Source organism: Maribacter sp. Asnod1-A12, assembly GCF_045063735.1.
GTDB lineage: Bacteria > Bacteroidota > Bacteroidia > Flavobacteriales > Flavobacteriaceae > Maribacter.
In genome coordinates, this window is the sequence record NZ_JBEFNZ010000006.1 from 2,814,746 (window position 1) to 2,840,962 (window position 26,217).

At 35.3% G+C, this 26,217-nt stretch carries 21 protein-coding genes and 1 tRNA gene; 7 read left to right on the forward strand and 15 right to left on the reverse strand.

All coding sequences use genetic code 11. The features are described 5' to 3' along the window. Positions 1 to 11 precede the first annotated feature (11 nt). The 3 genes from ACJJVP_RS11885 (at position 12) to ACJJVP_RS11895 (ending at position 2,832) form a co-directional block, all read left to right on the forward strand. Entirely contained in the window at positions 12 to 923 is a 912-nt protein-coding gene (locus tag ACJJVP_RS11885) for an alpha/beta hydrolase (protein ID WP_405413922.1), read from the forward strand. Positions 924 to 1,097: 174 nt separating this feature from the next. After that, a tRNA-Pro gene (locus ACJJVP_RS11890) sits at positions 1,098 to 1,171 on the forward strand. Between the two features lie 506 nt (positions 1,172 to 1,677). Beyond that, complete coding sequence (locus ACJJVP_RS11895; RefSeq protein ID WP_405413924.1) at positions 1,678 to 2,832, forward strand: glycoside hydrolase family 5 protein; 1,155 nt, start codon at positions 1,678 to 1,680, stop codon at positions 2,830 to 2,832. 94 nt (positions 2,833 to 2,926) lie between these two features. On the opposite strand, the gene ACJJVP_RS11900 is transcribed toward ACJJVP_RS11895, so the two are convergent. The 10 genes from ACJJVP_RS11900 to ACJJVP_RS11945 all read right to left on the reverse strand — a co-directional run bounded on the left by ACJJVP_RS11900 (position 2,927) and on the right by ACJJVP_RS11945 (position 17,095). After that, positions 2,927 to 4,267 carry a hypothetical protein gene (locus ACJJVP_RS11900; protein ID WP_405413926.1) on the reverse strand — a complete coding sequence of 447 codons (1,341 nt, stop codon included), beginning with the start codon at positions 4,265 to 4,267 and terminating at the stop codon, positions 2,927 to 2,929. Next, a complete protein-coding gene (locus ACJJVP_RS11905; RefSeq protein WP_405413928.1) occupies positions 4,264 to 10,458 on the reverse strand; it encodes a protein kinase domain-containing protein in 6,195 nt (2,064 codons plus the stop codon). Before ACJJVP_RS11905 ends, ACJJVP_RS11900 begins: the two co-directional genes overlap by 4 nt. Before the next feature lie 5 nt (positions 10,459 to 10,463). Next, complete coding sequence (locus ACJJVP_RS11910; RefSeq protein ID WP_405413930.1) at positions 10,464 to 11,090, reverse strand: 4Fe-4S single cluster domain-containing protein; 627 nt, start codon at positions 11,088 to 11,090, stop codon at positions 10,464 to 10,466. A 5-nt stretch (positions 11,091 to 11,095) separates the two neighbouring features. Then, positions 11,096 to 12,916: an AAA family ATPase gene (locus tag ACJJVP_RS11915; protein WP_405413932.1), complete on the reverse strand. Its 1,821-nt coding sequence runs from the start codon at positions 12,914 to 12,916 to the stop codon at positions 11,096 to 11,098. Positions 12,917 to 13,276: 360 nt separating this feature from the next. Continuing rightward, complete coding sequence (locus tag ACJJVP_RS11920) at positions 13,277 to 13,660, reverse strand: hypothetical protein (protein WP_405413934.1); 384 nt, start codon at positions 13,658 to 13,660, stop codon at positions 13,277 to 13,279. Then, positions 13,650 to 13,925, reverse strand: a complete 276-nt coding sequence (locus ACJJVP_RS11925; protein WP_405413936.1) for a hypothetical protein — start codon at positions 13,923 to 13,925, stop codon at positions 13,650 to 13,652. Before ACJJVP_RS11925 ends, ACJJVP_RS11920 begins: the two co-directional genes overlap by 11 nt. Further along, positions 13,922 to 15,583, reverse strand: coding sequence for a CRTAC1 family protein (locus ACJJVP_RS11930; protein WP_405413938.1), 1,662 nt, complete (start codon positions 15,581 to 15,583; stop codon positions 13,922 to 13,924). Before ACJJVP_RS11930 ends, ACJJVP_RS11925 begins: the two co-directional genes overlap by 4 nt. Next, the gene (locus ACJJVP_RS11935) at positions 15,576 to 16,250 is read right to left on the reverse strand and encodes a DUF6796 family protein (protein ID WP_405413940.1); all 675 of its coding nucleotides are present in this window, start codon (positions 16,248 to 16,250) and stop codon (positions 15,576 to 15,578) included. The genes ACJJVP_RS11930 and ACJJVP_RS11935 overlap by 8 nt, the downstream gene beginning before the upstream one ends. Then, a complete protein-coding gene (locus ACJJVP_RS11940) occupies positions 16,247 to 16,714 on the reverse strand; it encodes a DUF2062 domain-containing protein (RefSeq protein ID WP_405413942.1) in 468 nt (155 codons plus the stop codon). The genes ACJJVP_RS11935 and ACJJVP_RS11940 overlap by 4 nt, the downstream gene beginning before the upstream one ends. Before the next feature lie 171 nt (positions 16,715 to 16,885). Beyond that, positions 16,886 to 17,095 (reverse strand): hypothetical protein, encoded by a 210-nt coding sequence (locus tag ACJJVP_RS11945; protein ID WP_405413944.1) that lies wholly within the window; start codon positions 17,093 to 17,095, stop codon positions 16,886 to 16,888. Between the two features lie 323 nt (positions 17,096 to 17,418). Here ACJJVP_RS11945 and ACJJVP_RS11950 point away from each other — a divergent pair, with 323 nt between their 5' ends. After that, the gene (locus ACJJVP_RS11950; RefSeq protein ID WP_396633989.1) at positions 17,419 to 17,604 is read left to right on the forward strand and encodes a hypothetical protein; all 186 of its coding nucleotides are present in this window, start codon (positions 17,419 to 17,421) and stop codon (positions 17,602 to 17,604) included. A gap of 238 nt (positions 17,605 to 17,842) precedes the next feature. After that, on the forward strand, positions 17,843 to 19,252 hold the full coding sequence (gene cls / locus ACJJVP_RS11955; protein ID WP_405413946.1) for a cardiolipin synthase: 1,410 nt from the start codon (positions 17,843 to 17,845) through the stop codon (positions 19,250 to 19,252). A 5-nt stretch (positions 19,253 to 19,257) separates the two neighbouring features. Here the strand turns inward: cls and ACJJVP_RS11960 are convergent, their stop codons facing one another. The 4 genes from ACJJVP_RS11960 to ACJJVP_RS11975 form a co-directional block, all read right to left on the reverse strand. Next, entirely contained in the window at positions 19,258 to 19,896 is a 639-nt protein-coding gene (locus ACJJVP_RS11960) for a hypothetical protein (RefSeq protein WP_405413948.1), read from the reverse strand. A 62-nt stretch (positions 19,897 to 19,958) separates the two neighbouring features. Next, the gene (locus ACJJVP_RS11965) at positions 19,959 to 20,807 is read right to left on the reverse strand and encodes a universal stress protein (protein WP_405413950.1); all 849 of its coding nucleotides are present in this window, start codon (positions 20,805 to 20,807) and stop codon (positions 19,959 to 19,961) included. Positions 20,808 to 20,812: 5 nt separating this feature from the next. Then, positions 20,813 to 21,646, reverse strand: a complete 834-nt coding sequence (locus ACJJVP_RS11970; protein WP_405413952.1) for a universal stress protein — start codon at positions 21,644 to 21,646, stop codon at positions 20,813 to 20,815. 16 nt (positions 21,647 to 21,662) lie between these two features. Next, the gene (locus ACJJVP_RS11975; RefSeq protein ID WP_036155464.1) at positions 21,663 to 22,508 is read right to left on the reverse strand and encodes a universal stress protein; all 846 of its coding nucleotides are present in this window, start codon (positions 22,506 to 22,508) and stop codon (positions 21,663 to 21,665) included. Positions 22,509 to 22,675: 167 nt separating this feature from the next. Here ACJJVP_RS11975 and upp point away from each other — a divergent pair, with 167 nt between their 5' ends. Next, positions 22,676 to 23,329 (forward strand): uracil phosphoribosyltransferase, encoded by a 654-nt coding sequence (gene upp, locus ACJJVP_RS11980; protein ID WP_405413954.1) that lies wholly within the window; start codon positions 22,676 to 22,678, stop codon positions 23,327 to 23,329. An 8-nt stretch (positions 23,330 to 23,337) separates the two neighbouring features. Here the strand turns inward: upp and ACJJVP_RS11985 are convergent, their stop codons facing one another. Continuing rightward, positions 23,338 to 23,796 (reverse strand): pyridoxamine 5'-phosphate oxidase family protein, encoded by a 459-nt coding sequence (locus tag ACJJVP_RS11985; RefSeq protein WP_405413956.1) that lies wholly within the window; start codon positions 23,794 to 23,796, stop codon positions 23,338 to 23,340. A 195-nt stretch (positions 23,797 to 23,991) separates the two neighbouring features. Here ACJJVP_RS11985 and ACJJVP_RS11990 point away from each other — a divergent pair, with 195 nt between their 5' ends. Next, positions 23,992 to 26,139 carry a VIT and vWA domain-containing protein gene (locus ACJJVP_RS11990; RefSeq protein ID WP_405413958.1) on the forward strand — a complete coding sequence of 716 codons (2,148 nt, stop codon included), beginning with the start codon at positions 23,992 to 23,994 and terminating at the stop codon, positions 26,137 to 26,139. Positions 26,140 to 26,217: the final 78 nt, after the last annotated feature.

A 26,217-nucleotide genomic window follows, 5' to 3' on the forward strand; every position in this document is an offset into this window, starting at 1 on the left:
ATAGACTACATATGAAAAACATGCTATTATTATTAATGCTGGTTGTTATGGGTAATGCCGCTGCCCAAGATACCATTATGCAATTATGGCCAAAAGATAAAATTCCTAACCATTTAAAGAGCTTAGAAAAGGAAGTACATGAACAAAATGAAATTTTGCGAATTAGTAAAGTTCAAGTTCCTACTATTGAGGTGTATTTACCATCAAAACGAGATGCAACAGGAGAAGCATTTTTAATTTTTCCTGGTGGCGGATATGGAATTTTAGCCTATGATTGGGAAGGTACAGATATTGCAAAATTTTTGAATAGCAACGGTATAGCAGGTATAGTGGTAAAATATCGTTTGCCGTCAGATGTATCACAGACCGACAAAAAGTACGTGCCACTTATAGATGCTCAAAGAGCGGTAAGGCTTGTTCGTGCTAACGCAGAACAATTTAATGTAGACTCTGATAAGATTGGAATAATTGGGTTTTCAGCTGGCGGACATTTAGCATCTACCTTAGGAACACATTTTAATGAAAAGGTTTATGAGCCAATTGATGGTATAGATGATGAAAGTGCTCGACCAGATTTTATGGCGTTAGGGTATCCTGTAATATCATTTGGTGAAGTGACACACCTAGGTTCGAAGAATAATTTAATTGGCGAGAACCCAACGATTGATATGGTCGAGTATTTTTCGAATGAAAAACAAGTTACCAAACAAACGCCACCAACTTTTTTACTCCATGCCTCAGATGATACCGCAGTACCTGTAGAAAATAGTTTGTTATTCTATAAAGCGGTAAAGGATAAAGGGGTTTCTGCAACAATGCATATTTACCCAAAAGGTGGTCACGGATTTGGACTAGGTTTGCATGATGAGCATTTAAAAGACTGGGGAGATAGAATGATAGACTGGATAGTTTCGTTGAGATAACTAATTTAAGTTTTAGGAAAAGAGTGATTTTAATTTACAGAACTTCTCTATTTTTGCAATCGGAATTTTCGGGATGTAGCCCTTCGACTCCGCTCAGGATAAACTGCACTACAGTGGATCTTAGGCAGTTGAAAAACTATACAAAATAAGGGAGATTTTCTTCCATTAATATTTCGGGATGTAGCGCAGTCCGGTAGCGCACTCGGCTGGGGGTCGAGTGGTCGCAGGTTCAAATCCTGTCATCCCGACTGAATAAGAAAATGAACTGTGAGAACAGTTCATTTTTTGTTTCCAAAAGCGTCATAAACATAGTTTATGAAAGCGGTTTGGAACAAAAAATGAAAAGGCGATAGCCTTCATTTTGTTATTTGCACCGAGGGTTTATTAGGATTATCCAAATCCTTTTTTGTCTTTTTTATGAAAGCGGTTTGGAACAAAAAATGAAAAGGCGATAGCCTTCATTTTGTCATTTGCAAGAAGGGTTTATTAGGATTATCTAAATCCTTTTATGTCCTGCTTATGTAAACGATTGGAATCAAAAAAGTGAGAAGGCGTTAGCCTTCACTTTGTCATTTGCAACGAGGGTTTATTAGGATTATCTAAATCTCGCTTTAATCAATAAAACCTTTATAAAGGGCGTATTTGTCTTGAATAGTATTTTATTTCCTAATTGCTTATATTTCATTAATATGAAAACAAGTCGCAGGTGTAGTAATAATTACACAAGATTTGTTCTTTAGAAAAATAAGCGTAAATGAATAATATTTCCCCGTTTTTAATTCTACTTGGTATCACTGTTTTATTCGGATGCTCTAACACAGAAAATCAAGTAAAAAATAGTCCTTCAGAAGGTGCCGACGGTATTGAAACGACTGAAAACGATGTTATACCTGGTGAAGTTATCAATGGTGATATGCGAGCTATATCGCCCAAAGAATTTGTGCTGGACATGGGTTCTGGTTGGAATTTGGGTAATACTTTAGATACAGAAGATATAGATGTAACCGCATGGGGAAATCCTATAACCACAAAGGCAATGATTGATGCAGTTGCTGAAAAAGGATTTAAAACCTTACGATTACCTGTTACTTGGCGGTTTCATTCAGGCGATGCGCCAGATTATATTTTAGAATCTGACTGGTTAGATAGGGTAGAAAACATTGCAAACTTTGCTTTAAGTAATGAAATGTATGTCATCATCAATATTCATCATGATGACGAATGGATTATACCCACATATGAAAATGCACCAGCTGTAAAAGATCGATTAACAAAAACATGGACACAGATAGCCAACAGATTTAAACCTTATGGAGACTATGTAATATTTGAAACTTTAAATGAGCCACGCCACGAAGGGTCTCCAGAAGAATGGGAGGGTGGTACTACCGAAGGTCGAGATGTTGTAAATCAATATCACCAAGTAGGTGTTGATGCAATTCGTGCAACAGGTGGCAATAATGCTGTTCGTAAAATAATGGTTTCTACATATGCCGCAAGTACTGGCGAAAATGTATTAGAAGATTACCAAATTCCAACTAGCGATGAAAATATAATTGTATCTATTCATAGTTATTCTCCTTATTTGTTCAGTCTAGCAGGAACTGATCCAACTTGGGGTACAGATACAGATAAGGCACAGTTAACACAAGAATTTAATACCATTCAAAATAAGTTCGATAACGAAGGTAGGGCAGTAGTAATGGGAGAATGGGGCTCTACATTTGTAAATAATGTGGCAGATCGTTTAGCACATGCAGAATATTATGCTGAGTTATGTGCTGAGCGCGGTATTTGTCCTATTTGGTGGGACAATGGTAATGCCGATGAATTTGGTCTTTTTAATAGGAACACATTAGAATGGGTTTACCCAGAAATTGCAGATGCTATAATCAACGCTACGAGGTGATGGTATAATCTGAAAAAGATTTTGACATTTAAATGTTATATGTAAAGCTTAAGCCTTTTTTTAAATGGAGCAAGAACATATACCAACAAATATTCTAACTCCTTCGTTTCTTCTCAACACCTTGCTTACGGCTTTCATACCCGCTATGTAAAGGCACTTCTTTAAGAGGAATTGACCCAGGCTCTTCCATTTTATCAATAATAATTTCAAGATCTTCATCAGCCAATAAGGTTCTTATTTGGTCAATATTATCGCACCATGTCTCTTCTTCATTTTTATCGAGACTCGGCGATCTTTCGTTACTTCGGTTTTCATCAGCTACCACACGTGCTTGTATTCGGCTGAGGTTGGTAGGACTCATAATTTCAACTCCGTAAAGTGAATTTGATTCCTTTTTAACAACTAGGCGCCCGTCTTCAACCCAAGCAGTTTGCATATTGTCATTTATAGTATATCCAGCTTTCTCTAGGGCAGATGTAATGGCAATTCTTCTTGCTTCTACAATTTTGCTTTCAGAGGTATTTTCATAAAATGTTCGAGCCTTTTCTGCTGTTTCTAATACAAGGTCAAGTTCTATAGATTGAAGTATTTCTGTCCATTTTGGTACAAATTTAAAATCTTCGCCAAGTGTTTTTATTAGGAGTAAACTATTGCTGAGGTCTTCACGAGCTTCACGAAGTGCAAGTTCATTTTTAGTAAAGTCCGCAGCATCTATAATAAGGGAATCTAATTGCACCTCATAATTAAAATCGTTGGCATCAAGTTGTCCACAGCGATCTATTAAGGTTTGTATTTTTACTTGAGACATTTCATGCACGTACATTTCTTTGAGCGTGTCTTCTAGTTTTTTAAGGCGAGATTTGGTTCTTGGTAGTTTGGCTTTCCAGTCAGTAACCAATAACATACTTTCGCCTTCAGACAAACGCTCTTGCAATTCCAGTTGTTCATTAGATAACGCGTCAGCCTTAGAAATTGATTTTTGTAGCAGTTCATATAAGTTATCTACTTGTGACTTATATGTTTGTAAATGACTTTTTGTTAGGATACTAGGAGCATCAAAAGGGGCAAAAACAATTTTTTTTTCTTTCGAAAGCGCTTTCAACTCATTATGGGTGCTTTTAAGTTGCCTAAATCTATCCCAATCTGAAGTTCTTTCACTGGCGACTTTATGTTTAAGTTTCTTAAGTTCTGCATTTAAGTAAGCTATCTGCTGCGGTACTTCTAGCTCAATTTGTCGGTAATCATCTATGGTTAAATTGGCATAATGTTCATGGGTTTCTAGAAGCCCTTTCTTCAAATCATTATCTAATAGATTATTTTTTTGAGCATAATCTTCAGTTCGTTTTAAGGCATGTGCGAGTTTGGTGAGCCATCGATCTTTTATAATTTGACGTTCTTGAGGTGTAACAATACGTACTACTTTAGGTCCGCTCATGTATTTTGTATAAGTGCCAATTCAATGGCGTTTTTTAATTTTAATTGCTCCTCTTGTGTATTCTCAAGCCACTGATAAGAGGTGGTTCTGTGAATATGTGGAATGGACCTTTTTAAAACTTTAGGTCGCCACAATTCTCTATAACGAGCCTGCTTTAAAAGACTGTCATACGGGGCGTCACATTCTATACCCAATATAAAATGACCACGTTTTTTGTCTCTAATGGCAAGGTCCATATAGAATACGGAGTTCTCATTGTCTTCTACGGTTTCATACCCTAAGCTTTCAACGAATGCTTTAACGATATTTTTAAATCCGTCATTTCTAACCTTTGTTATTTGCTGATGATCACCAGTGGATAAAAGACGTAAAGTTTTAGTAGCAATATCTATTTGCTCGTTAGAATGTATTTCCGCGTAGTTAAGATAGGTTTGTATATAGTCCCGTGGTTTAGAGGCTAGTCTACCCGTAGACAAAATATCTGATATTGCTTGGGTAGGCATAGAGGTGGCAATTACCACTTTGTTTCTTGCTCTGGTAATTGCCACATTAAGACGGCGTTCACCACCGCGATGACCTAATGCACCAAAATTACGACGGAAAGCACCTAACGGATTGATACCAAAAGTGGTACTGAACAAAATCATATCTCTTTCGTCTCCTTGAACATTTTCTACATTTTTAACAAAGAAGCCCATGTCTTCTCCATCTTGCTGCTTATTTCTTGCTATGGTAAGCGCACGACCAAAAGTGGCATTTTCTGCAGCGTATTCTTCAATAGTATCTTCGATAAGCTCCGCTTGTTTTTTATTGAAGGTAACAATACCAGTACTTAGTCTCTCGGCTTCGGGTAGCGCCCAATGTTCGGCTAAATATTCAATTAGGGTATTTGCTTCTGCAACATTGGTTTGTTCGTCATAGATTCCGTTAACACGAAGAACTTCAATAGGCTTTACCACGGCAATTTCTTCTTTAGGGTGATATGCAGGAATATGAAGCATGGCATCATAGAATGCATAATTGGAAAAGTTGATGAGCGCCTTGTATTTTGATCGATAATGAATTTGTAGGGTAGTGGTAGGCAGAACGGTTTTAGCCAGTGATAAAAGATCCGGACTGTCTTTCACTTCTTTCTTATTCCACGCATCTTCATAATTTTCAAGCTCCTCTTCAGAATGGTCTTCGTCAAGTTCTGCCTGATCTAGTTCATCATCATTCTCTTCTAATTTTTTAGTGAAAAATCCTGTAGGGGGCATTTGTTTTTCATCACCACTTATTATCACCCGTTTTCCTCTATAAAGTGCAGGTATGGCATGATCCACTAGCATTTGCGATGCCTCGTCGAAAATAACAACATCAAACATACCGGCTTGTAGCGGTAATGCCTGAGAAACCACTTCTGGATTCATAAGCCAAACAGGTCTTAATTCTAATAGACCTAAAGGCTCACCTTCCGAAATAAATTCACGGAGTTTTTTGTAATTCTTACCTCTTAATCTGGTAATACTGTTCCATGCGGTTTGCGATTCTATATCATCAAAATTATAGTTAAGGGCTAAAATATTCCGATTAAGCGCTTTCATTGCCTCTAGATTATCTTCTAGATCACTAATTTTATTAAGTACCTCGCTCTCGGCCATAAGCATGGATGGGTATGACTTTTCTATACGCTGCTTCCAAGCCAATAAACCTTCACGATGTAGTGAAGTGGCAATGATAGTTGACCATTTTTCCTGAGAAAAACTAGATATTTCTTTTTCGTAGTTTCTGAGAACAGCGAATATTTCTATGAGCTTATTTTTAGACGGACTGTCATTGAAGCGTATTCTGAATTTTTGATAGGGAACAAAAGCAGTCATATCAGCAATGATATTCTCCATTAGGTCTAGGTCGGTGTCGTTTTGCACTATTGCACCGTTAAATGTGGAGACGGATTCTGGTGTTAACCATTTTTCTAGTACCTGTAATTTTTCAATAGATTGTTGCCTGTTTTTATAACGTTTGCTGGCACTTTCTAAAGCAACTGAGAATTCTGTATACCCATTTTCATCTCCGGTTTCTAAAACTGTTCTTGCTTCTTCTTTCGCAGGGCAGGTTGTTAAAATACGTACTAACGAACTGGCTTGTTCAAGTTCACGCGCAGTTGATTTTATGTCTACCGCTAGTCGTCTTGGTTCTTCTATAACGAGCGAATTGGTTTTTAACTTTACCAGATGTTGGGCATATTCATTACGATAAGTTCTAAAATTATTCTCATAGCTTACGGTAGTTTGTAATTCTCTAACGGTTTTTTCGGATAATTGAAGATTGTGCTTATTTGCTACTTTTTTAAGTTGTGATTTAGATAGCCAATAGAAAGGATTGAGCACTTTTAAACCGGAAGTACTCAAGTAGGTAGCACAAGCTTTATTTAATTTCAATACTTTTTCATCATCTAAAGAATCAAAATATTGAGCGAATCGGTCGTCTTGATAATTAGAGATGAGCTGTTCTACTTGCGCTAATAAATTGAGAAGTTTATTATGAATATCATCTCCTATGGAACGATTGTCAAATTCATCATAAAGAAGGTCTAGCCAGAGTTGACTTTGAGAAGCCTGGGGTTTTGATACATTAAGTAATACCTCTTTATGTTCAGCTAACCATTCACTATAATGGGCAGCGTTTGGGGTGTCTAACTTTCCAGAGGTTTCTTTAATGAATTGTACACGCTCTTTCTCTGCTTCGTAAAAGGTCTTTAAGTCATTGTTCAATACATTTTCTGTAGTGCTGTCAAAAGAAGTGACTTGTAGGTTTTGAAGATGGTTGTTTTCATATTTAGACGGAACCCAGTCTGTTATTAAACTACTTATTTCTTCAATATGGATGTTAAGCTTATTTCTAGTACTGTTTTCAAAAAGCATTCTCAGCTCTGGAACTTCAATGTATTCTTTAGAGGTAATATCAATTAATTCTGAAAGTACATTGCGATAGCTTAAACCAGAAGTTTCGTCTACAAGATGAATTTGATGCGATAGTACATCAAGATTAGCCTCTATTCGATCTATTTTTTTACCTAAATTTTCGCGTTTCTGAGCTAGGTTATCTAATGTATTTTGATTGTAAGGTTGAGAATAATAATGCGCTACTTGTTCTCTAATACCTTGTATTATGGGTTGGCGGTCTCTTGCTAAGTCTGTAATCAACAAAGCTCTCTTTTCTAGACCTACAGCCTGTAATCTTTTTAGAATAACTTGTATTGCAGCTCTCTTTTGAGAAATGACCAATACTTTTTCTTTACGACCAATACAATCTGAAATAATATTTACAATGGTCTGACTTTTTCCCGTACCTGGTGGACCTTCTATTACAATACCTGGAGCTGTTCTACTTTTTAGTACGGCATTATCTTGAGATGGGTCAATTGCCATTGTAGTGTAGCGGTCGTTTTCTGTACTATCGGCAACCTGTTCTATAATTTCAGGTTCAGAAATTTTTAAGATAGGCTCCATTGACGAACCTGTATGCGGTAATTTTTGTAATAGTCTTAAGTCTTCACTAATAGCCTGACCTGTGAAATTTGCATTAAAGAATACTGCAGATGCATGAAGCTCCGTTCCAACTTCATCTCTTTTAAAATTAACGCTAGGGTGGGCGGCAAGCTCGTTGCTCTTGGCAGGAAAACATGTGCTAAAAGCATCTATAATTTTAGAACTATGCAACGATTGCCTCCCAAGAATCTCACGGCTTATTTTTTCTATTTTTTTGTAGCTATCAGGATCTAATGTATTAGCAAGAGCAGGATTCAGTCTTATTTCACCTTGAGCATAATCAAAACTGATTTTCAAAGATGTAGTTGCCCGTGAGCTAAAGTCTAGATGAACGGGCCATAATAAAATAGGCATTATGCGCGGTCTGTGGGTCATTTTCTGTTGTGCGATCAAAAAAGGAAAACCCATAAACAGGGAATCTAGACCCGTATCTCTTTTAAAATTGGCAGCTTTAAGCAGCATTCTTCTAGTGCGTCTTGCTAATAGTGCATTCTTGTTGAAAGCCAAGGGGTCTACATTTTCAGTACCTGTAGACCTTTTAAGAATGTTTTGTACAAGTTTCTCCGTAGTTTTTAAACTTGTACCCAGTTCATTTAAATCTATACGAGCAGAGTGTTTTGATATGATTAACCTAACCAACGGTCCTCTAGAGGAGGCATAAACAACCTTTTTCTCAAAATGACGTAACAAGCTAGAGCCGTATTCATGTTTTGGTGGGGCAATCCATTGATTCTTGGGTACAGAAAGACACAAAACGGAAGGTATAATGGGCAATCGCTTTTCAATTCTAAAACGATCTGCCCATCTATCTAGCGCTTCATTATTACAGCGAGAGAAACCTTCTAAATGGTTGTTGAGCATTTCAAAAATCTCTAATCTATACTTTACAAGGCATGCTTCATAAAAAGGAATATTGAGTTCTAGATCATGCTTTTTTGCAAGTTTTTTCGTCTTGTTTAAAAGTTCTTCAAGTGTAATAAACTGATCACGGTTGGCACTTAAAACAAGTATCATATCTTCTTCCCGCACACGTAGATTACTCATGACATCTGAGAGTCCGCCATTATGAGCATCCGGGTAGAGTCGGCGTAAGAAATCTAATTCAGATTTAAGTTTAACTCGAGAAGAACTAAGGCTATAGATTAAAAACTTATCGTTGTCTAATTGAATTGCCTGATTTTTGGCTTTACGCGCAATGTTAGCTTTTCTTTCTTTAAGTTGTGTAAGCCACTTTTCTCGCTGAATACTTGCCAGATAATCGGGCACTTGACTTTCCACAAGTTTAATAGCTTCTTTTGTATTCCCCATTAGCCATACCGGGATTACGATCTGTCCACGCCAAGTTAACGGTAATGACTCGTTTAGAACCATTAAGGCTAGGGGGTAGCGCCATTCTAGCGCAATGTCTTCTTTGTTTCTAAGATTACGTACGGCAGCAGATTTTTGGTCATTACCAAGTACTTCACTTACCCAACTTGCAAGAGAACCAGAATTAAAAAGCGATAAACCCTCTTCCCAATGTTCTTCTTCGGCAGCGGCCAGTGCAAAAAAAGCAACATTGGTGTAGCTTTCAGAACCTAACGTAATCTTCTTTTCTTTTTTTGTAGTTGTTGTATGCTGTTCTACAGGAGCTAAGACCTCTTCATTTTTGAGCCATTTATCAACCTGTTCCCAATTCCAACGTTTAACTGGGTCTCTGTAAAGTAATCCCTTAAGTAAAAGTAAAATGCGCTCATCAATAGAAGGCGGAATATCCACACCCCTAGTGATTAAATGTATCATAAAGGCTTTGTCATTGATATTGTCAAAGAAAGCCCCTTTGGTGATGTGCTCAAGAACGATCATACCTAAACTCCACCAATCTGAAGCAGGACTAATGCCACCAATAATAGCTTCTGGTGCGGTATATCTTGTGAGTTCAATAGGGGTGTCGGTATCTAGGTCATAATCAGACAAACGTGCAGAACTGTAATCTATAATTACAACATCAAAATTTTCAGAATCTCTAAGCAGTAGATTTTTAGGACAGATATCGCGATGGCGAATACCAGCCTCAGAAAAATCATGTATTGCTCTACCAACTTCATCTACTAATTTCTCTATTTTATTAAGCTCTAGGTAACCAAGTTTATCTAAAGATCCACCATCTATACATTCGGAAACTTCAAAAAAGCGACCGTTCCATTCGCCAGTTTTTATAAGTGTGGCAATATGGTCGCTATCCATTTTATCCAATACCTTATAAATACTTTTGTCTGGCTCGCTATTTTCAAAATATAAGGTGAGAAAGTATTTTTTATCGGCTGCGTCTTTAACAATAAAACATTCTTTGGTAGTGCGTTCTGCCTGTACTGTTTTTACAACTTGATATTCGTCTATTTGCTTAACATTATCATTTTCTTGTGGTACGGAAAGCGTTTCAATATCTGCGCCACATTCCATACACATAAAATCGTTTGGCTGTACTTCGTGTCCGTTAGTACAGTGGCGTGCATTAACAACCTCAGGGATATTTTCAATTTCTACCTTGCCGCCCTTTGGTGTTTGGGTAACGTTCATTAACAACCAACTACATGTGGCATCATTCACCGTATTTTGGCAGTACATTTCTTGAACGGGGCGTTCACTATTACAAGCGGGGCAGTGTCTTACAAATTTCATAATTATTAATTTTTAATCACTGCTTGACTGTGAGATAGGGTTACATTATTTTCTTTACTTACTTGAGTTATCTCATTCATTCCGTCAATGGGTATGCCTGCCATCCATATAGTCTCTGGGGTTATATGAATATCTAGTTTTTTCTCTATGGGTTGTTCTAAGTACGTAGTAAATTCACTTTTGCCTAACGCTGTTAAAAAATGAACCTTTTGATTATCGCTACCTAGAAGTCGTTTGGTCTGACTTTCACTATGATCATAAGGTTCAGAAATTAGAACATCTATCAATCCATTTTGCACCAGCTCTTTTTCCTTTAACACATCAAATGGATAGCCGCTATACACTAAGATATTCTTGTTGAAAGAATTTAAGAATACAAGTAGTTCTATTAGTGCAATTTCTTGGTCAAAAGGTTCGCCACCAGTGATGGTAATTCCGTCGCACTGCGGTAACCAAGCTTTTAAAACTTGCTTTAAATCATTAATAGCTACTTTGTTGATGTTAAATTGCCAAGTATCCATAGAAATACAACCTTCGCAATGAATTGAACAGCCTTGCAGCCAAATACCTATCCGTTTTCCAGGTCCTAGTGTTGTAACGGGATAGTGCACTCTAGATATATGAATATCCATAAAGGTTATTGTTTTTGCAGGGTGATAGTTGTGCCAGTGTTATCCACAGTAATAGCAGTAGCTTTCAAAACATCATTTGGTGAAGGGTCAAGACTAAAAAGAGAGCGGGAAATAGGGGTAATGAAGTGATATTCTATTTTATTTCGAATACCTCTACCACCATTACTTAAGTCTTTTAAGGCTAATTCTTTGAGAACCTTTTTTACAGATTCGTCTAGATTCAGGGTGATATTTAGTTGCTTTTGAATGGCCTTTAAATGATTATCAAGCATCATATCAAAAATCATCTCGCCAACATGTGGTCTTATGTAGTCAAAAACGATAATATTATCACCAATACGATTTAGAAGTTCAGGTCTGTTCAGTTCAAACTTGAAATAGTTCTCTATTTCATATTTAATTTTTTCTTGAATGGTTTCAAAAGGATCTTCATAAGAAGTATGCGCTATACGACCGCCGGTAGCTGTTTTTTTGTAAATACCTAGATTAGATGTGAAGATAATAAGGGTTTCAGAGAAATAAACCTTATCACCACGACCGCTGGTTAAAACCCCATCGTCAAGTATCTGTAGAAACTTATCTAATATACGTGGATGCGCTTTTTCAATTTCATCAAATAGAAGTACGCTAAAGGGTTTTTCGCGTACTGCATTGGTTAATTCACCGCCAACATCATAACCCACATACCCAGGAGGTGCGCCTAAAAGTCGCTGATCAGAATGCTCTGCGCTGAACTCAGACATATCAAAGCGTATGTATGCATTCTCGTCTCCAAAAAGTAAACTGGTCAGTGTTTTTGCCAATTCCGTTTTACCAACACCCGTTGGTCCTGCTAAGAATACTACACCTCTAGGTCGACTATTTCGTTTAGAAGAACCAACACCGGTAATAGCCCTTTTTACAATATCCATAATATGTTGCACGGAATGATCTTGCCCTTTTACACGGGTCTTAATAAAGGTTTCTCCTTGTACAATTTTCTCTCGGTCAATGTTGATCCAAGGATCTTCTGTAACCCCAACTTTGTATCTACGTACTGCATCGGCAATATGGGTGATAGGTATAGATTCTGCCCTTGTAAGCTCAATTATTGCTACAAGGTCTAAAAGTAATAGACCTTCAGTTTCATTTACAAAATCGGTCACTATTTTATCTACATCTTCATCCTGTTTTCCAAAACCCTGTATCAATGTATCTACAAGTCTTCTACGTACAATGTGGTCTGGTTTTTCAATGGGAATGTGACGTATCTTAGGATTGTTTACCACCATCCAATCAGGTAGATCACCTTCTTTATCTACGATCCAAATTACCGAATTGTAAAATGGACTGGGAGGAGTACCGTGGGGTCTTGTATTTGTGGTTTGTGAAAGTACGTTTGCAAGACTAAAAGTATCGTGCTCCGCTTTTACCAAACTTTCAGGATTCATAAGCAGTTGCGATGCAAAATCTACAATCAATGCAATAGGACTTTCTTTAAAGTTGACTATAGATTGAAGTACTTTATTAAAAGTATCTAGATTATTAAAACTAGCGGGACTGCTTAGCGGTATGTTCAGCTTGTTGAACAGGGCTTTTTTCTCATTGGCATTCCCGGTAAAAAAAGGAATATCAAATCCGTCTAACGGATTGTAGTATAATACTTGGGCGTACCCTAAACTTTTAAGTTCAATATCTATTGCATTTTCTAGCCGATGCCAGTTGAAACCGCCAAAACCATTGTCAATAAGTTGTAAGTCTTTGGTGTTTCCAGAAAGTATAAATTGGCTCTTAAGTGTAACAAATCTTCTAAGGTCTTGTAGCCATCTTACTTTGGTATCTTTCATATATGTTTGACTTGAAATTTATGAAGCTGTATAAAAGCTTTTTAATTGAACGATATCAGTTGTTTAATATTTCAAATAAAAGACAATTACAACTACGCCGAGTGTACTCAAATATAATTGATTCTATTTGAAAATAGTTTGTGGAACGTAGTATTTAGGTTACGTTTTTGCGAAAGAGAAAAACAGTACAGTAATAACCAGTTAGAAGTAATCTACCTAATCAGGTACTGAATATAGTTTAATAAAGTATAAATAGTGGTGAAGGAAAATACTCTTTACTACGTGGTATGATTTTGGAGTCTCGCTAAATTTAGATAAGCGTTAAATACAAAAAGGGAGAATGTAAATTATGTTACTTAGTTACTTGTTATTAAGGTAATTAAGTTGAATTTTTTTGAGGATGATAAGTGATGTGAAAATCAGTAACGATATATAGCACATAGGTATTCCTGAATCAGTTTTAGGGCATTCTGCATTACCTATAAACTGCATTACCGATGCCACTAAAGCAATTAGTGCTGCAATACCGGTAAATAAGAAATAAATGAGATTCCATTTTTTAAGCAAATGCGAAATAAAGGGAAGTATAAAACATATTAAGATGATTAAACAAGCAGGCACAGCCCCAAATTTGGGGCAGCCATCACCTGTTGTAAATTCTGTAATAACTAGACTACCCGCACCAAAAAGACCGATGAGGAATAGTATATTTATAACCCAGAATAAAGTAGTACTAGCTTTCATTTTTAGGGGTTATATGACAAGTTGGGCACTCTAGACCGCTAACCTTACTTTTTAGCTGTATACCTGTTAAATGGGTAACCACAAAATTTTGAATAAAGGCATGTTTACTACTGTGATTATTAACTTCAATCTGTAGATCTTTATATTTTTTACGAACTACGTTTCCGTATTCTTGGTCACCCCAACAATTAGGACAAACACCTTCAGGAACTTTATCGAATTCGTCAGATCTTTTATTGAACATTCTTTTTAGAGATTCTATCATTTTTTTGTTTTCAAGTTTGTTACTACAGTATCATTTGGCATTTGTTGATTACGTTCTTTGATAACATCTACAACCGAATTAATTTTAGGCGAAATAATCTCGTCTTTATTACCATTTGAATAGGCTACCGTTATTTTATCGATATGCTGAGTTTTGCCTAATCCAAAGTGCAGTAATGCAGTTTGATCACTCGCTAATCCTTCACCGGTTACCAGCCAATCTGTATAAGTTTCATCTGGTGTAACAACGGTAACTTTAGCTCCCATAGCTTCTGCAGCATCTGCTAAATCTACTTGTACAAAATTGTTAGCATTTCCTTTATTGATAAAAGCATTTGAAGGACCGTCTATATTGGCCCAAATAAGGTCTAAATGTCCATCAGCATTAAAATCACTTACAAGTGCGGTTATACCATACAAAGGATTCTCAACACCACTATCTGTTTCTGTTGGTACAAAAGTGTGGTCTTCTTTTTGAATCAATAATCGCCCAGGTAGTTTAAATATTTTACTGAAAGGAAAATCGACATAATTTTCTGCAACTATCAAATCTTGTAGTCCGTCATTATTCATGTCGGCAAAAGTGCATCCCCATGAAAACTCATAATCAGCAATTTTAGCCTCTTCTGCGGCATCGGTAAATTCAAAATTGCCCTCATTTTTAAACAGAATCCATTTATCATTAAAAAGGGATTTATCCTTAATGTCACCGCTTGCCATAAAATTTGGGGCGGTAGTACCAACATTAGAGAACATAAAATCTACCAAGCCGTCATTATTATAATCACCAACTGCAAGCCCCATAGGGTAAGCGAACTTACCAGTTAACGGATTCGATTGCATAGTAAAAGTCAAATCACCGTTATTTTTATATGTTCTAGCTTCGCCGGTATCATGAACTACAACAAGATCTAACCAAGAGTCATTGTCAATATCTACTAAAACCCCTTGAAAAGTATTATGTATGTAGTCTAAGCCAGCAGCTTTCGTAATACTCTTAAAAGTATTATCACCGTTGTTTAATAATAACTCACTTGTAGAGCCATAATCATAGCGTTCAAAAATGTTTTGCCCCTCCATCAGTTCTTTGTGCAGGTAGGTAGCTAAGAAAATATCTAAATCTCCGTCCTTATCAATATCACCAAGGGTAATTCCTGCAGGAGATGATTTTTTATTTACAGGTGTATTAATGATTGTTTCTGTAAACTTTTTTCCATCATTATAGTAAATACAAAGACCATCTTCGCGAGCAATAATAAGGTCAGTAAAGCCATTATTGTCCATATCTCCAGAAACAACTCCTAATGAAGTTGTGGTGTTGCCTTTTTTTGGTAAACCAACTTCTTCTGAAACTAGTACGAATTCATTATTTCGATATGCGTAAATGGCATCTTCTTGGCTCATTCCTCCACCAAAAAATACTTCATCGATGTTGTCATTATCAATATCAATAAGTGCTGACGGAGCTAATGGAAGTGATTTTTCACTAGTGTATTTATGAACAAAGTCTAGGGGTACATTTGAAAATTCAGGTATTTTCTCCGATTCAATACTAACATCGTATTTATCAGAAACAGAATCTCTCCAGAATCTGAAAAAGACTAAGATTATCATCATCAATAGGAGTGTACCTATTATTTTAAGTAGCTTTTTAATCATTATGTAAAGGTTTTATAAGAATATGTAGTTGGTATAGCGATAAGCTGAAAAGTATAAAATGAGTAATGTTCATAAGAATTGGTAAGGTATGCTGACCAATAGACGGGATTGCTAAACCAACAAGTGCCACAGCAATTAAGATAACAATTGGACTGAAAAATGCCATCCATTTTTTATAGTACGTACCGCCTTTAAGTATGGCAACAATGAAAACAACAGATAGCAGTGCAACTATAACCCTTAGTGCTTGCACTAATACTTCCATATGATTTGTATAATGCGCTAGTAGATCTTTATAAACTTCTGGGTTCATGGAATCTTTAAGATGAACAATGTTACCTATAGAAGAGCGAGACCCAATCCATATGCCTCCAACGGCAAAGGCAATAAAGCCAATGGCGAGTACCAATCTAGCTAATGTTTCATTACCTGATCTTAACATTAGATATATATGAATGTACCCAGCAAAATAAAAAGGTAGACCAATGACCGCTAAAAAGTGACCTAAAGTCATATGCTCTAGGTCTACAAAGGCAAAGAATTCATAATTCTCTGAATGTCCTAAAATATTAGTAGAGTAGTGGAGTAAATATTCTCCCATACCTACTAGAATTGATCCGATTAATCCTAGATATCCTAGAAATTGAATGGTTTTGTTTGTACTCATTTGGTTGATTTAGAATCTTTGACGAAAAATTTTAACATTTCTTTCAATAAAAAGTAAAAAAATATTGAAGCTGGTAAAATAGTTAAGCCCCAACCTACAAAACCACAGAGTAATTCATATGAAAGCGAGCTTAGCGTATTCCAAAAACTAAGGTCATAACTTGCTTTTATAGCCTCAAAAGTTAATAGGGTATGTGCCGTTCCAAAAAGTGTTTCGCCAATATTGATAAAAGGAATAAAAAGAAGTGCCTTAATAGGCTCCACAACATAGCTCAATGCAATCATTATGGGTAGATTTAATTTGTACCTGACAGCAAGTGCAGTAAGAACTATTGTTGAAATACCAAAAATAGGAAACAGAGAAACAACTATTGCAACAGTAATACTTAATGACAATTGCTTAGGAGTAAGCCCTTGTTTAAAAAGTTCTTTGAACTTATTCCAAGTTTTTTTAATAAAATTCATTCCATAATTATATTCAGATGAGCTTTAAGTCGTAAAACGAACTCAAAACTTTTAATACGATTTTGAAAGTAGTATTAATTATATGGGAATGTTACTAAGGATTTTTGAGAAGTTACTACAGGCGACAATTACAAATTATATAGTATAATTCTGAAATTTAGAAGCATAATTTCATTTAGCAATCACAGCATATAAAAAGCCAACTACAATAATACCTGTAAAAGTATAGCCCACTAATTTACCAGTTATTTTAGAACCTTTAAATAGGGCAATTCCTAATTTAACAAGCATATTACTCATTACGGCTGTAACTAAGAACTTTATGCATACTATCATGATGGTCATAATCATGTGTGTACGTTTACTTACAGGTGAGGTCATGGGGTTTCGTCTATAATTCGATATAGCCCTGGGTAATTATGTTGAAAAATTAAGACCAAAGTCATCTTCGTGTAAAGTAAATTGATTTAATAGACTTGTAGGATTTTAGTTTAATTTGAAGAAATCAGTTAGATAAAGTTTTGCTTCAATGTAAATTTAATGTTAATTTTGTGTAAATAAAATAATATAACAGTGATAAGGTTATAGCGATTAAAAATATAAGATGAGTACCACAACTTAATTTTAGAGAAGAGGATACTTTGAAGACTATAACTTTCTAAAGAAGTTTTTTAAATTAAACACTATATAAATTAACTAAAGGAATGAAAGCAGAGATTAAACAAGTTACCAAATCAGCTAAAAAAGTAGAAAGTCTTAAAAGCGAATTGAAAAAAGCAAAAAAGAAAAATGCTAAGAAAAGTGAAATCAAAAAAGTAAAAAGCAAGTTGAGCACTTCGGTCAAAAGACTTGAAAACAAAAAAGCAAAACTTAGAAAGGCTTTAAAATAGTTTAGAAAAGACCGAGATGAAAATCTCGGTTTTTTTATGCTATAATTTAAGACTTGGAACAATGTTTATTCTAGTTTATTCTCTTCAAATTTATATGAAAAACTTAGAATATTATTTATGAACAAATGCTATTTTTAAATGGCTAATATTTATCATGTTTTTTTCAGAAATTGACAGCTACATTGCCGTTTAACGAGATTTGAAGTAATTGTAAACTTCTTAAAAATACAAGCACCTCATGTGGACTTCAATTTTTATTGGTATTTATATTGTAGTAGCATTGTCTATTGTATTTTCGATATTGTTGTATGGTGCAAAGCCTACAAAAAGTCTAGCTTGGCTTTTAACCATTTTTGCACTACCTGTGGGTGGTATTTTCCTTTATTTATTATTGGGTCGAAATAGAAGAAGGTATAAGCTTATTCAGAATAAAAAAGACTTGTTCAAAAGATTACCTAAGCCAAATCCGGAACAGAAAAATGTATTTGAGCGTAAGTATGGTAAATTGATGACACTTAGTTATAAGAATTCTCATTTTCCGCCAACTTCAGGTAATGATTTAAAAATATTGAAAGACGGCAGAACAACTTTTGAAACAATATTTGATGCATTAGAAGGAGCAAAAGTCAGAATACATATTCAATATTACATTTATGAAGACGGAGATCTAGCTAATAGACTTTTGGCATTATTTGAAGAAAAGATAGCTCAAGGTGTATCGGTAAGAATGATTTATGATGGCATTGGCAGTTTCTCTTTAAGTAAAAAATACCTAAAGAAACTTATAGAAATTGGTGTAGAAGTATATTCTTTTTTACCGTTTAAATTTGGCAGGTACTTTTATTCATTGAATTTTAGAAACCATCGAAAAATAATCGTTGTAGATGGTGAAATTGCATTTACCGGTGGTATTAATGTTTCCGATAAATATTTAAAAGGTCAGGTTGGTCTTGGTAAATGGCATGATATGCATTTAAGACTTATAGGACTATCAGCCATGCAGTTAGATCAAGTATTTATGACAGACTGGTATTTGGTAAGTACAAAATTATTAGAACCTATAAATCTACCTCTGCCTGCTGAACCAGATGCTAATTCTATTGAATTGGTACAAATTGTTGCCGGTGGACCGGATGATGATTTTCCTGTGTTAGAGCAGACTTATTTTTCTATGATAAATATGGCCAAGAACTATATTTATATTACCAACCCATATATTATACCAGGGCAGGCATTGGTCAGGGCATTGCAAACTGCGGCATTAAGTGGGGTAGATGTTAGGCTGCTAGTTTCTGAAAAGGCAGATAACCAGGTGGTAAGTTGGTCTGTACATTCTTATTTTGAGTTGTTTTTAAAAGCAGGTATTAAGATATATCTTTTCCCCGACGGCTTTCTACATAGTAAAATAATGGTGAGTGACGATGCCATATCTTCTATAGGTACGGCAAATTTAGATGACCGAAGCTTTGAGCAAAATTATGAGGTAAATGCAATTATGTATCACAAACAAATTGCCAAACAATTGAAAGAAGATTTTCTAAAGGATTGTCTTATCAGTAATGAATTAATCTATGATGAATATATCAAAAGACCTTGGAGCAAAAAGCTCAAAGAAGGTGTAGGTAAAGTACTGAGTCCGTTGTTCTAGGTTTACTAATTAACTTGAGAAGTAAATACCAAATCTTGATCTTCCATCGCAACAATAATCATTTTAACGTAATCTTTAATTGCCTTATCAATATTGTTAGGCTCAGTGATTTCGATGATTCCCCTCCATATCATAGCTCTTTCTTTACCTTCACAAATGCAATATAATGTAGTCTCTGCATGGTAAATAGTATATTGGTCGTAGTAGTTGTCATCGTAATAAATACCTTGGTGTTCTAAATAATCATCGTTGAATCTAGACTGGTGGTCATCCCATCTAGAGATAGATTTTATAAAATTTTCGCGACTCTCAGACCCTATGATTTTTGTAAGTAAAATGGCATCAAAATCTTTATCTAAAAGACTTTGTTCTACATAGTCTAGTTCTTTTTCGGTTTTACGGGAATCAGTCAGGGACAGGTCGAAAATATCTAAACTGCGCCATGCTTCTATATTTCTACTGGTAAACTCTTTTCGTAGTTTAGTCTCAAAGTTTTCTCGTGTATTATCATTTTGTGTCATGCCGACGATAAGAACTTTATTCGCATTGAATAAAACGATATCTGGGTTTTTCCAATTTTCAACTAAATTAATAGAAGAGCAACTTGTTAGCATTAGAGAAATAATTACGATTATTTTTTTCATTATTTTGAATTCAAATATGTACTAAAAATAGTGTTCCAGTTTTTAATTCAATATGATAAATATCAGTCTTGTACCGGTAGAATTAGAAACGGAATAGTGGCATAGATACTTAAATCCATAATTACGGGCTCATGTAAAAAACGTTCAAAGAATTTTCTTCTATGATACGCCATTGTCAACATATTGATCTCTCTTTCAGCTATGAAATCTTGAATAACATTTGCCTTATCGGCATAGTTCCAAATCTCATCATAGCTGTGCGGTGTATTTAATAAGCAGGTATCTAATAGTTTTTGATTGGATACCTGTTTAGAAGTCATTAATTCCTCTTCATTAATATGCAGAACCGCAACTGAAGCATCTGAAATTGACGCGATATCTAACAGCATAGAAATAGAATTTTTAGTACATCCTTTTTTATAATCGGTAACAAAAGCGATTTCTTCAATAGGTTTAAATGCAATTTCTCTAGGTATGGCGAGAATGGGACATGTAGTAATAGTATTGGCAATTTGAATGGTATTGCTGCCCATAAATAATTCTTTGGCGCCCGTTTTACCTTTGTTACCCATAACTACCAAATCAATATCATGAGTATCTATCGTTTTGGATATTACACTGGCAAGACTACCATTACTAGAAATGGTATTGAATTTGTATATTTCATTACCAGTGTCAAGTACAATTTTATGTGCTGTTTTCGTCAAGTTTTCTTGAGATTGGTTTTGTAAATGCTCCATCTCTTTCTTACCTGTAAATAGCGCGTTTTTTGCACTCAAAATTATATCATCATAGGCATGAACTATATGAAATGTGCATGCTGTTGACGCAAAAATCTGGGTAGCATAAAAAAGCGCGTTATAGGCTTCATTAGAAAAATCTGTTGCTACAAGTATGTTTTTGGTTTTCATAGTTATTATTGTGGAATTACTAAAAATGGCACTGTTACATGAAAGCCTATTTTCTTGATTACGGGCTCAATAAACAAACGTTCTAAAAAGGTATGCTTGTTTTGTACCATGACTAATAAGTTTATTTTTTGCTTTATCTGAAATTCATTTATAGCCGCAATAATCTCATTACATTTAACTTCATGGAAAAAACCGCTTTCAGATAATACTTTACTCAATTGTTTTTTATTATTTTCCTGGGAAGGAGTAAGAACATCCCCAGTATCAACATGCATTACATTTACCTGCGATACGTGAGAATTGGTGATCTTTAATAATTGTGCCAAACTTTTTTTATCTAATGACACTTCAAAATCATTTGGGAAAAGTATTTGCGTAGGTGCTTCGTATTCATATTTTGATGGAATGACCAAAACTGGACATTTAGAATTTTTGATAACGTGCACCGTATTGGTACCTAACAAAATTTCTTTGGCACCTGTAGCGCCCTGAGTTCCCATTACAACAATATCTATACCCTCAGCTTCCACCGTTCTGGTAACTTCACTAGAAAGCACGTTTAGCGCAGAATGAGTAATGAAAGTATGTAAAGGATTTTTAAACTCTTTTTGTAATTTTTCTTTCAGGTTCTCAAGATTATCCTGCGAGTTTTGTTGTACGATATCTCCAAGACCTATTTGCGCTGGGCTACCCATTAAATATTCGGTATGGTATACTGGAGGCATGTAACTATTTAAAAGATAAAAAGTACAATTTATGTCTTTATATAATTTAAGGGCATAACGTATAGCCGTTAAAGAATTTTTAGAGAAATCTGTAGGAATTAGGATTTTAATCATGGACGAAGAATTTTAATTAACGAGGTAGATTTTGCATTACCATAAACGGAGTAGTAGAGGAAAGACCAATTTCATCAATTGTGGATTGGTAGAGTAAATCTTCTAAAAAAGAATGTCTTGAGTTTACCATTACCAGTAAATCTATATCATGCTCTTTTATATATTCGGTAATCGCATTTGCCCTGTTCTTGACACCCGTTCTTGTAAATGATAATCTAGCATGGGGTAAAGATTCTTCTAAGAATTTTTTGTTATCTAGTTGTCTAAGACTTAAATCTTCAAAGTCAGAGATGTATAAACTAATAACTTCTGCTTTGAATTCTCCTGCCATAATATCCAACAGTTTTAATTCTCGACGTTTATAAGGAAGCATATAGTTACTTGGAAACAGTATTTTCTTAGGTTGGTTGTAACTATATTGATCAGGTACAGCCAAAACCGGACATTTCACATACTTAAATACTTGCACGGTATTACTGCCAAAGGAGATTTTAGAGTTGGCAGTTTTACCCTTGGTTCCCATAATTACCAAGTCTATGTTCTTTTTATCGGTGAAGTTGTTTACAGCATCCACCAAAGATTCAAAAGAAGAAATTGCCTCATATTTATGCAATGGGTTATGTGTTTTTGTTTGCGTATCCGCAACAAGCTTTTGTAATTTATTCTCAGATTCCTCGGCAATACTATTTTTTTGTTTGACGAATGTATCCTTATCTACATTATGATAAGGTCCATATACTTCATCTGCATAAGCATGAATGAAGTAAAAATGGGTACGTTCACATTTGAATATATTTAAGGCATACGAAATGGCATGATCGGCATTTTCAGAAAAATCGGTAGGTAATAATATTTGTTTCATGAGTTTTCATTTGTTGACCACCTAAAAGTAAAAGAGGACACAAAAAAATCCTATGATAAATATCATGATCAAATTTTGTCAAATCTGTGTTCAACAATGTGTATTTTTATGTGCTTTAATTGAAGATTAAGTTTCAAAACATAACTTTAGAATAAATATCTGCATTCATGACCATTCATAATTTAGGAGACCAAAATTCAGTTCTTAATCAGTTTATTTCAGAAATACGCGATATACAGGTTCAAAAAGACCCTATGAGATTTCGTAGAAATATAGAAAGAATAGGAGAGGTGCTAGGTTATGAGTTTAGTAAAGAACTATCTTATAATCCTAAAAATATAGAAACTCCGTTAGGTAATAAATCTATGTATTTAAGTAAAGATCAAGTAGTTATATGCTCTATCTTAAGAGCGGGTTTGCCATTACATCAAGGACTTTTAAATTATTTTGATGCGGCTGAAAATGCATTTATATCTGCCTATCGTAAACATGAAAACAACGAAGATGATTTTGAAGTCGTAGTCGATTATTTTGCTGCACCTTCTTTAGAAGGTAAGGTTCTTGTACTTACAGATCCTATGTTAGCAACAGGCAGAACCCTAGAAAATGTATTAAAGGGTTTAAAAGATCATGGCGCACCAAAACAAATTCATATTGTATCGGTAATTGGGTCTAAGGCAGGTATAGATTATATAAAAAACATTTTCCCGGAAAGTACACATTTATGGATTGCTGCTGTAGATCCAGAATTGAATGCACGTGGCTACATTATACCGGGCATAGGAGATGCCGGTGATTTGGCATATGGATCTAAAATGTAAATATGAAATCAGTTTTTGTTTCTTAGTTTTCCGATTAACTGGTTGATGTTGATTCTAAAAATTATAGGAGCAACTTCAGTATCTATTTTTGCAGAAAACTCACTTATACATTTAGGGTTTTTACCGTAATTCTCTGATATTACTTCTTTAACGCCCTCAGAGAATTCATGTAGCATATGCTTGGCGTCAATACGCGAAAGTTCTTCAAAAGTGCCTTGAACCAACACAGATTTCCAATTAGAAATAGAGGTAATATTATCTATAGATAAACACACAGATGGGTTTTTTCTCATTTCTTGAATCTTATGACCTTCAGATGAATAGCTTGTTAGGGTGTTGGTATCTGCATCATAGAAATAGGTGATAGGTACAATATGTGGGCATCCACCAGAAATATAGGCTAGTCTACCAATGTAGTTTTGCTTTAGTAATGCTGCACTTTCCTTTTCATCTAAATTTCTTCTCATGACCTTATTGTTGTTTGTTGATACGATAAATGTATAAATCATTGAATTAGTGATACATGATATTCGTCAGTAGTTGAAAAGCTATAGTGAACTACGAATTCTAGTTCATACCCAACGAATACTAAAAGGCACCCATTTTACGAGTAGTTCGCAGTTAGATTTGACTTCAAATAATAATAATCTAAAACTACGATCATGAAACTACTTTACACCTTTTTACTGTGTTGCACCATCTTCACAGGCTTTTCTCAAGATAATGACAGTCCGTATTTATTGGTATCTACAGAAGATGCCGTAATACCTTTAAAGTCTTCAAAAACAGAAGTTGAAATATCTGGTACTATTGCTCATGTTAGGGTAACACAGGTATATCAAAATAAAGGAGCAGGGGCAGTAGAAGCAAAATATGTATTTCCGCTTTCTACACAAGCAGCGGTGCATAAAATGCAGATGACTATTGGTAACCGTATTGTAAATGCCAAAATATTTGAAAAGCAAGAAGCCCAAAAAGTATATGAAACCGCTTTGAGCGAAGGCAAGCGAGCAGCGAAGTTAGACCAAGACAGACCCAACGTGTTTAAAATGAATGTGGGTAATATTATGCCTGGCGATGAAATTGCCATAGATATCTATTACACAGAAATATTGGTACCTGTAAATGGGGAATATCAATTTGTAGCACCAGGTGTTGTGGGTCCAAGGTTTACTGGTGAGAGCACTCAAAATGAAGAGAGCCTTAATATGCCATACACGACAAAGGGTATTGCAGATAGTTTTGATTTTGATATGACGGTAACCTTAAATGCGGGTATGATCATACAGAATATATACAGTACAAGTCATAAAGTAACCGTAAAGCATCCTGATGCAAAAACAGCTGAAGTCTTTTTATCCGAAGGGAATAAGAATCCGTCGAACAGAGATTTTATATTGAATTATAACTTACGAGGAAACCAAATACAAACGGGGTTATTGATGTATGAAGGGGAAGATGAGAACTTCTTTACCTATCAAATGGAGCCAAGTAAAAATGTGGAGTTAGAAGATATTCCGGCACGTGAGTACTTATTTATTGTAGACGTATCAGGTTCTATGAACGGATACCCTTTAGAAGTATCAAGACAATTAATGCGAAACCTACTTTGCAATTTACGAATGAGCGATACCTTCAATGTTCAGTTATTCGCATCTAGTTCAACTGTTTTCAGCCCCACACCGGTAGAATCGACCGAGCAGAATATTGAAGCAGCCATTCGTTTTTTATCCGATGGTCAAGGCGGTGGAGGCACTCAGTTACTAAGTGCACTACACGAAGCATATAAACTACCAAGAAAAGATATGGGTAGTGCCCGTTCTATGGTCATTATTACAGATGGCTACGTAAGTGTAGAAAAAGACGCTTTTGAGCTGATCAGTACTAATCTAGATAAAGCCAATGTATTCACCTTCGGTATCGGTTCTAGCGTCAATAGGTATTTAATAGAAGGTATGGCAAAGGTTTCTAATAGTGAATCCTTTATTGCAACGACATCTGAAGAAGCGGCAGAAGTAGCCAAAGACTTTGCTAAATATATTGCTACACCATTATTGACGAGAGTAAAAGTAGAGGCAAAAGGCTTTGAAATGTATGACCTAGCCCAAAAGAGTATACCAGATGTTTTTGCGGCAAGACCAGTTGTTATCCATGGAAAATATAGGGGCAAGGCAGAAGGGAAAATTATAGTAACCGGTTACCAAGGCAAGAAGCGATTTAGAGAAGTATATAATGTATCTGACGGACAATTAAGTAAATCGAATAAAGCATTACGTTACTTATGGGCAAGAAAGAAAATAGGGGAGTTAGGTGATTACAGCAACTTATTTAATGAAGACGTAAAAGCAGAAGTAATTGAATTGGGATTGAAATACAACCTACTTACCAACTACACTTCTTTTGTAGCGGTAGATGAAGCCATAGTAAATGAAGATGGCACATTGACCAAAGTGAAGCAACCGTTGCCAATGCCTAATAATGTAAATAATTCAGCCGTTGGTGCAGAAGCTGAGGTAAAAGAGAGTAGCAAATTCAAACGCACCTTTACCATAGATTTTGAAAACGAAATAGAGAAGAATGTAAAAAGACAATTGACGATGGAGTTCAAAGTGATGTATACCAAACTAATAACTGAGTACCTAAAAAAGTATGAAAGCTTGCGCATAAAATTCAATGCACAAGGCAAGGTTATACGTGTGGAGAAACTTGAAAATGGTAGCTGGACGATAGATAAAACCATACAATTAGAATTGGAGAAAATCAGTTTACAATCCTTTAAAAAAGAAATGACCATAACTCTTAAAAAATAGGTAGTTAGTTTTAGTTAGTTGGTTCTCCGAAGGGAGAAGAAGACCTGTGAGATTTGTAAAATCTTGCAGGTTTTTCTT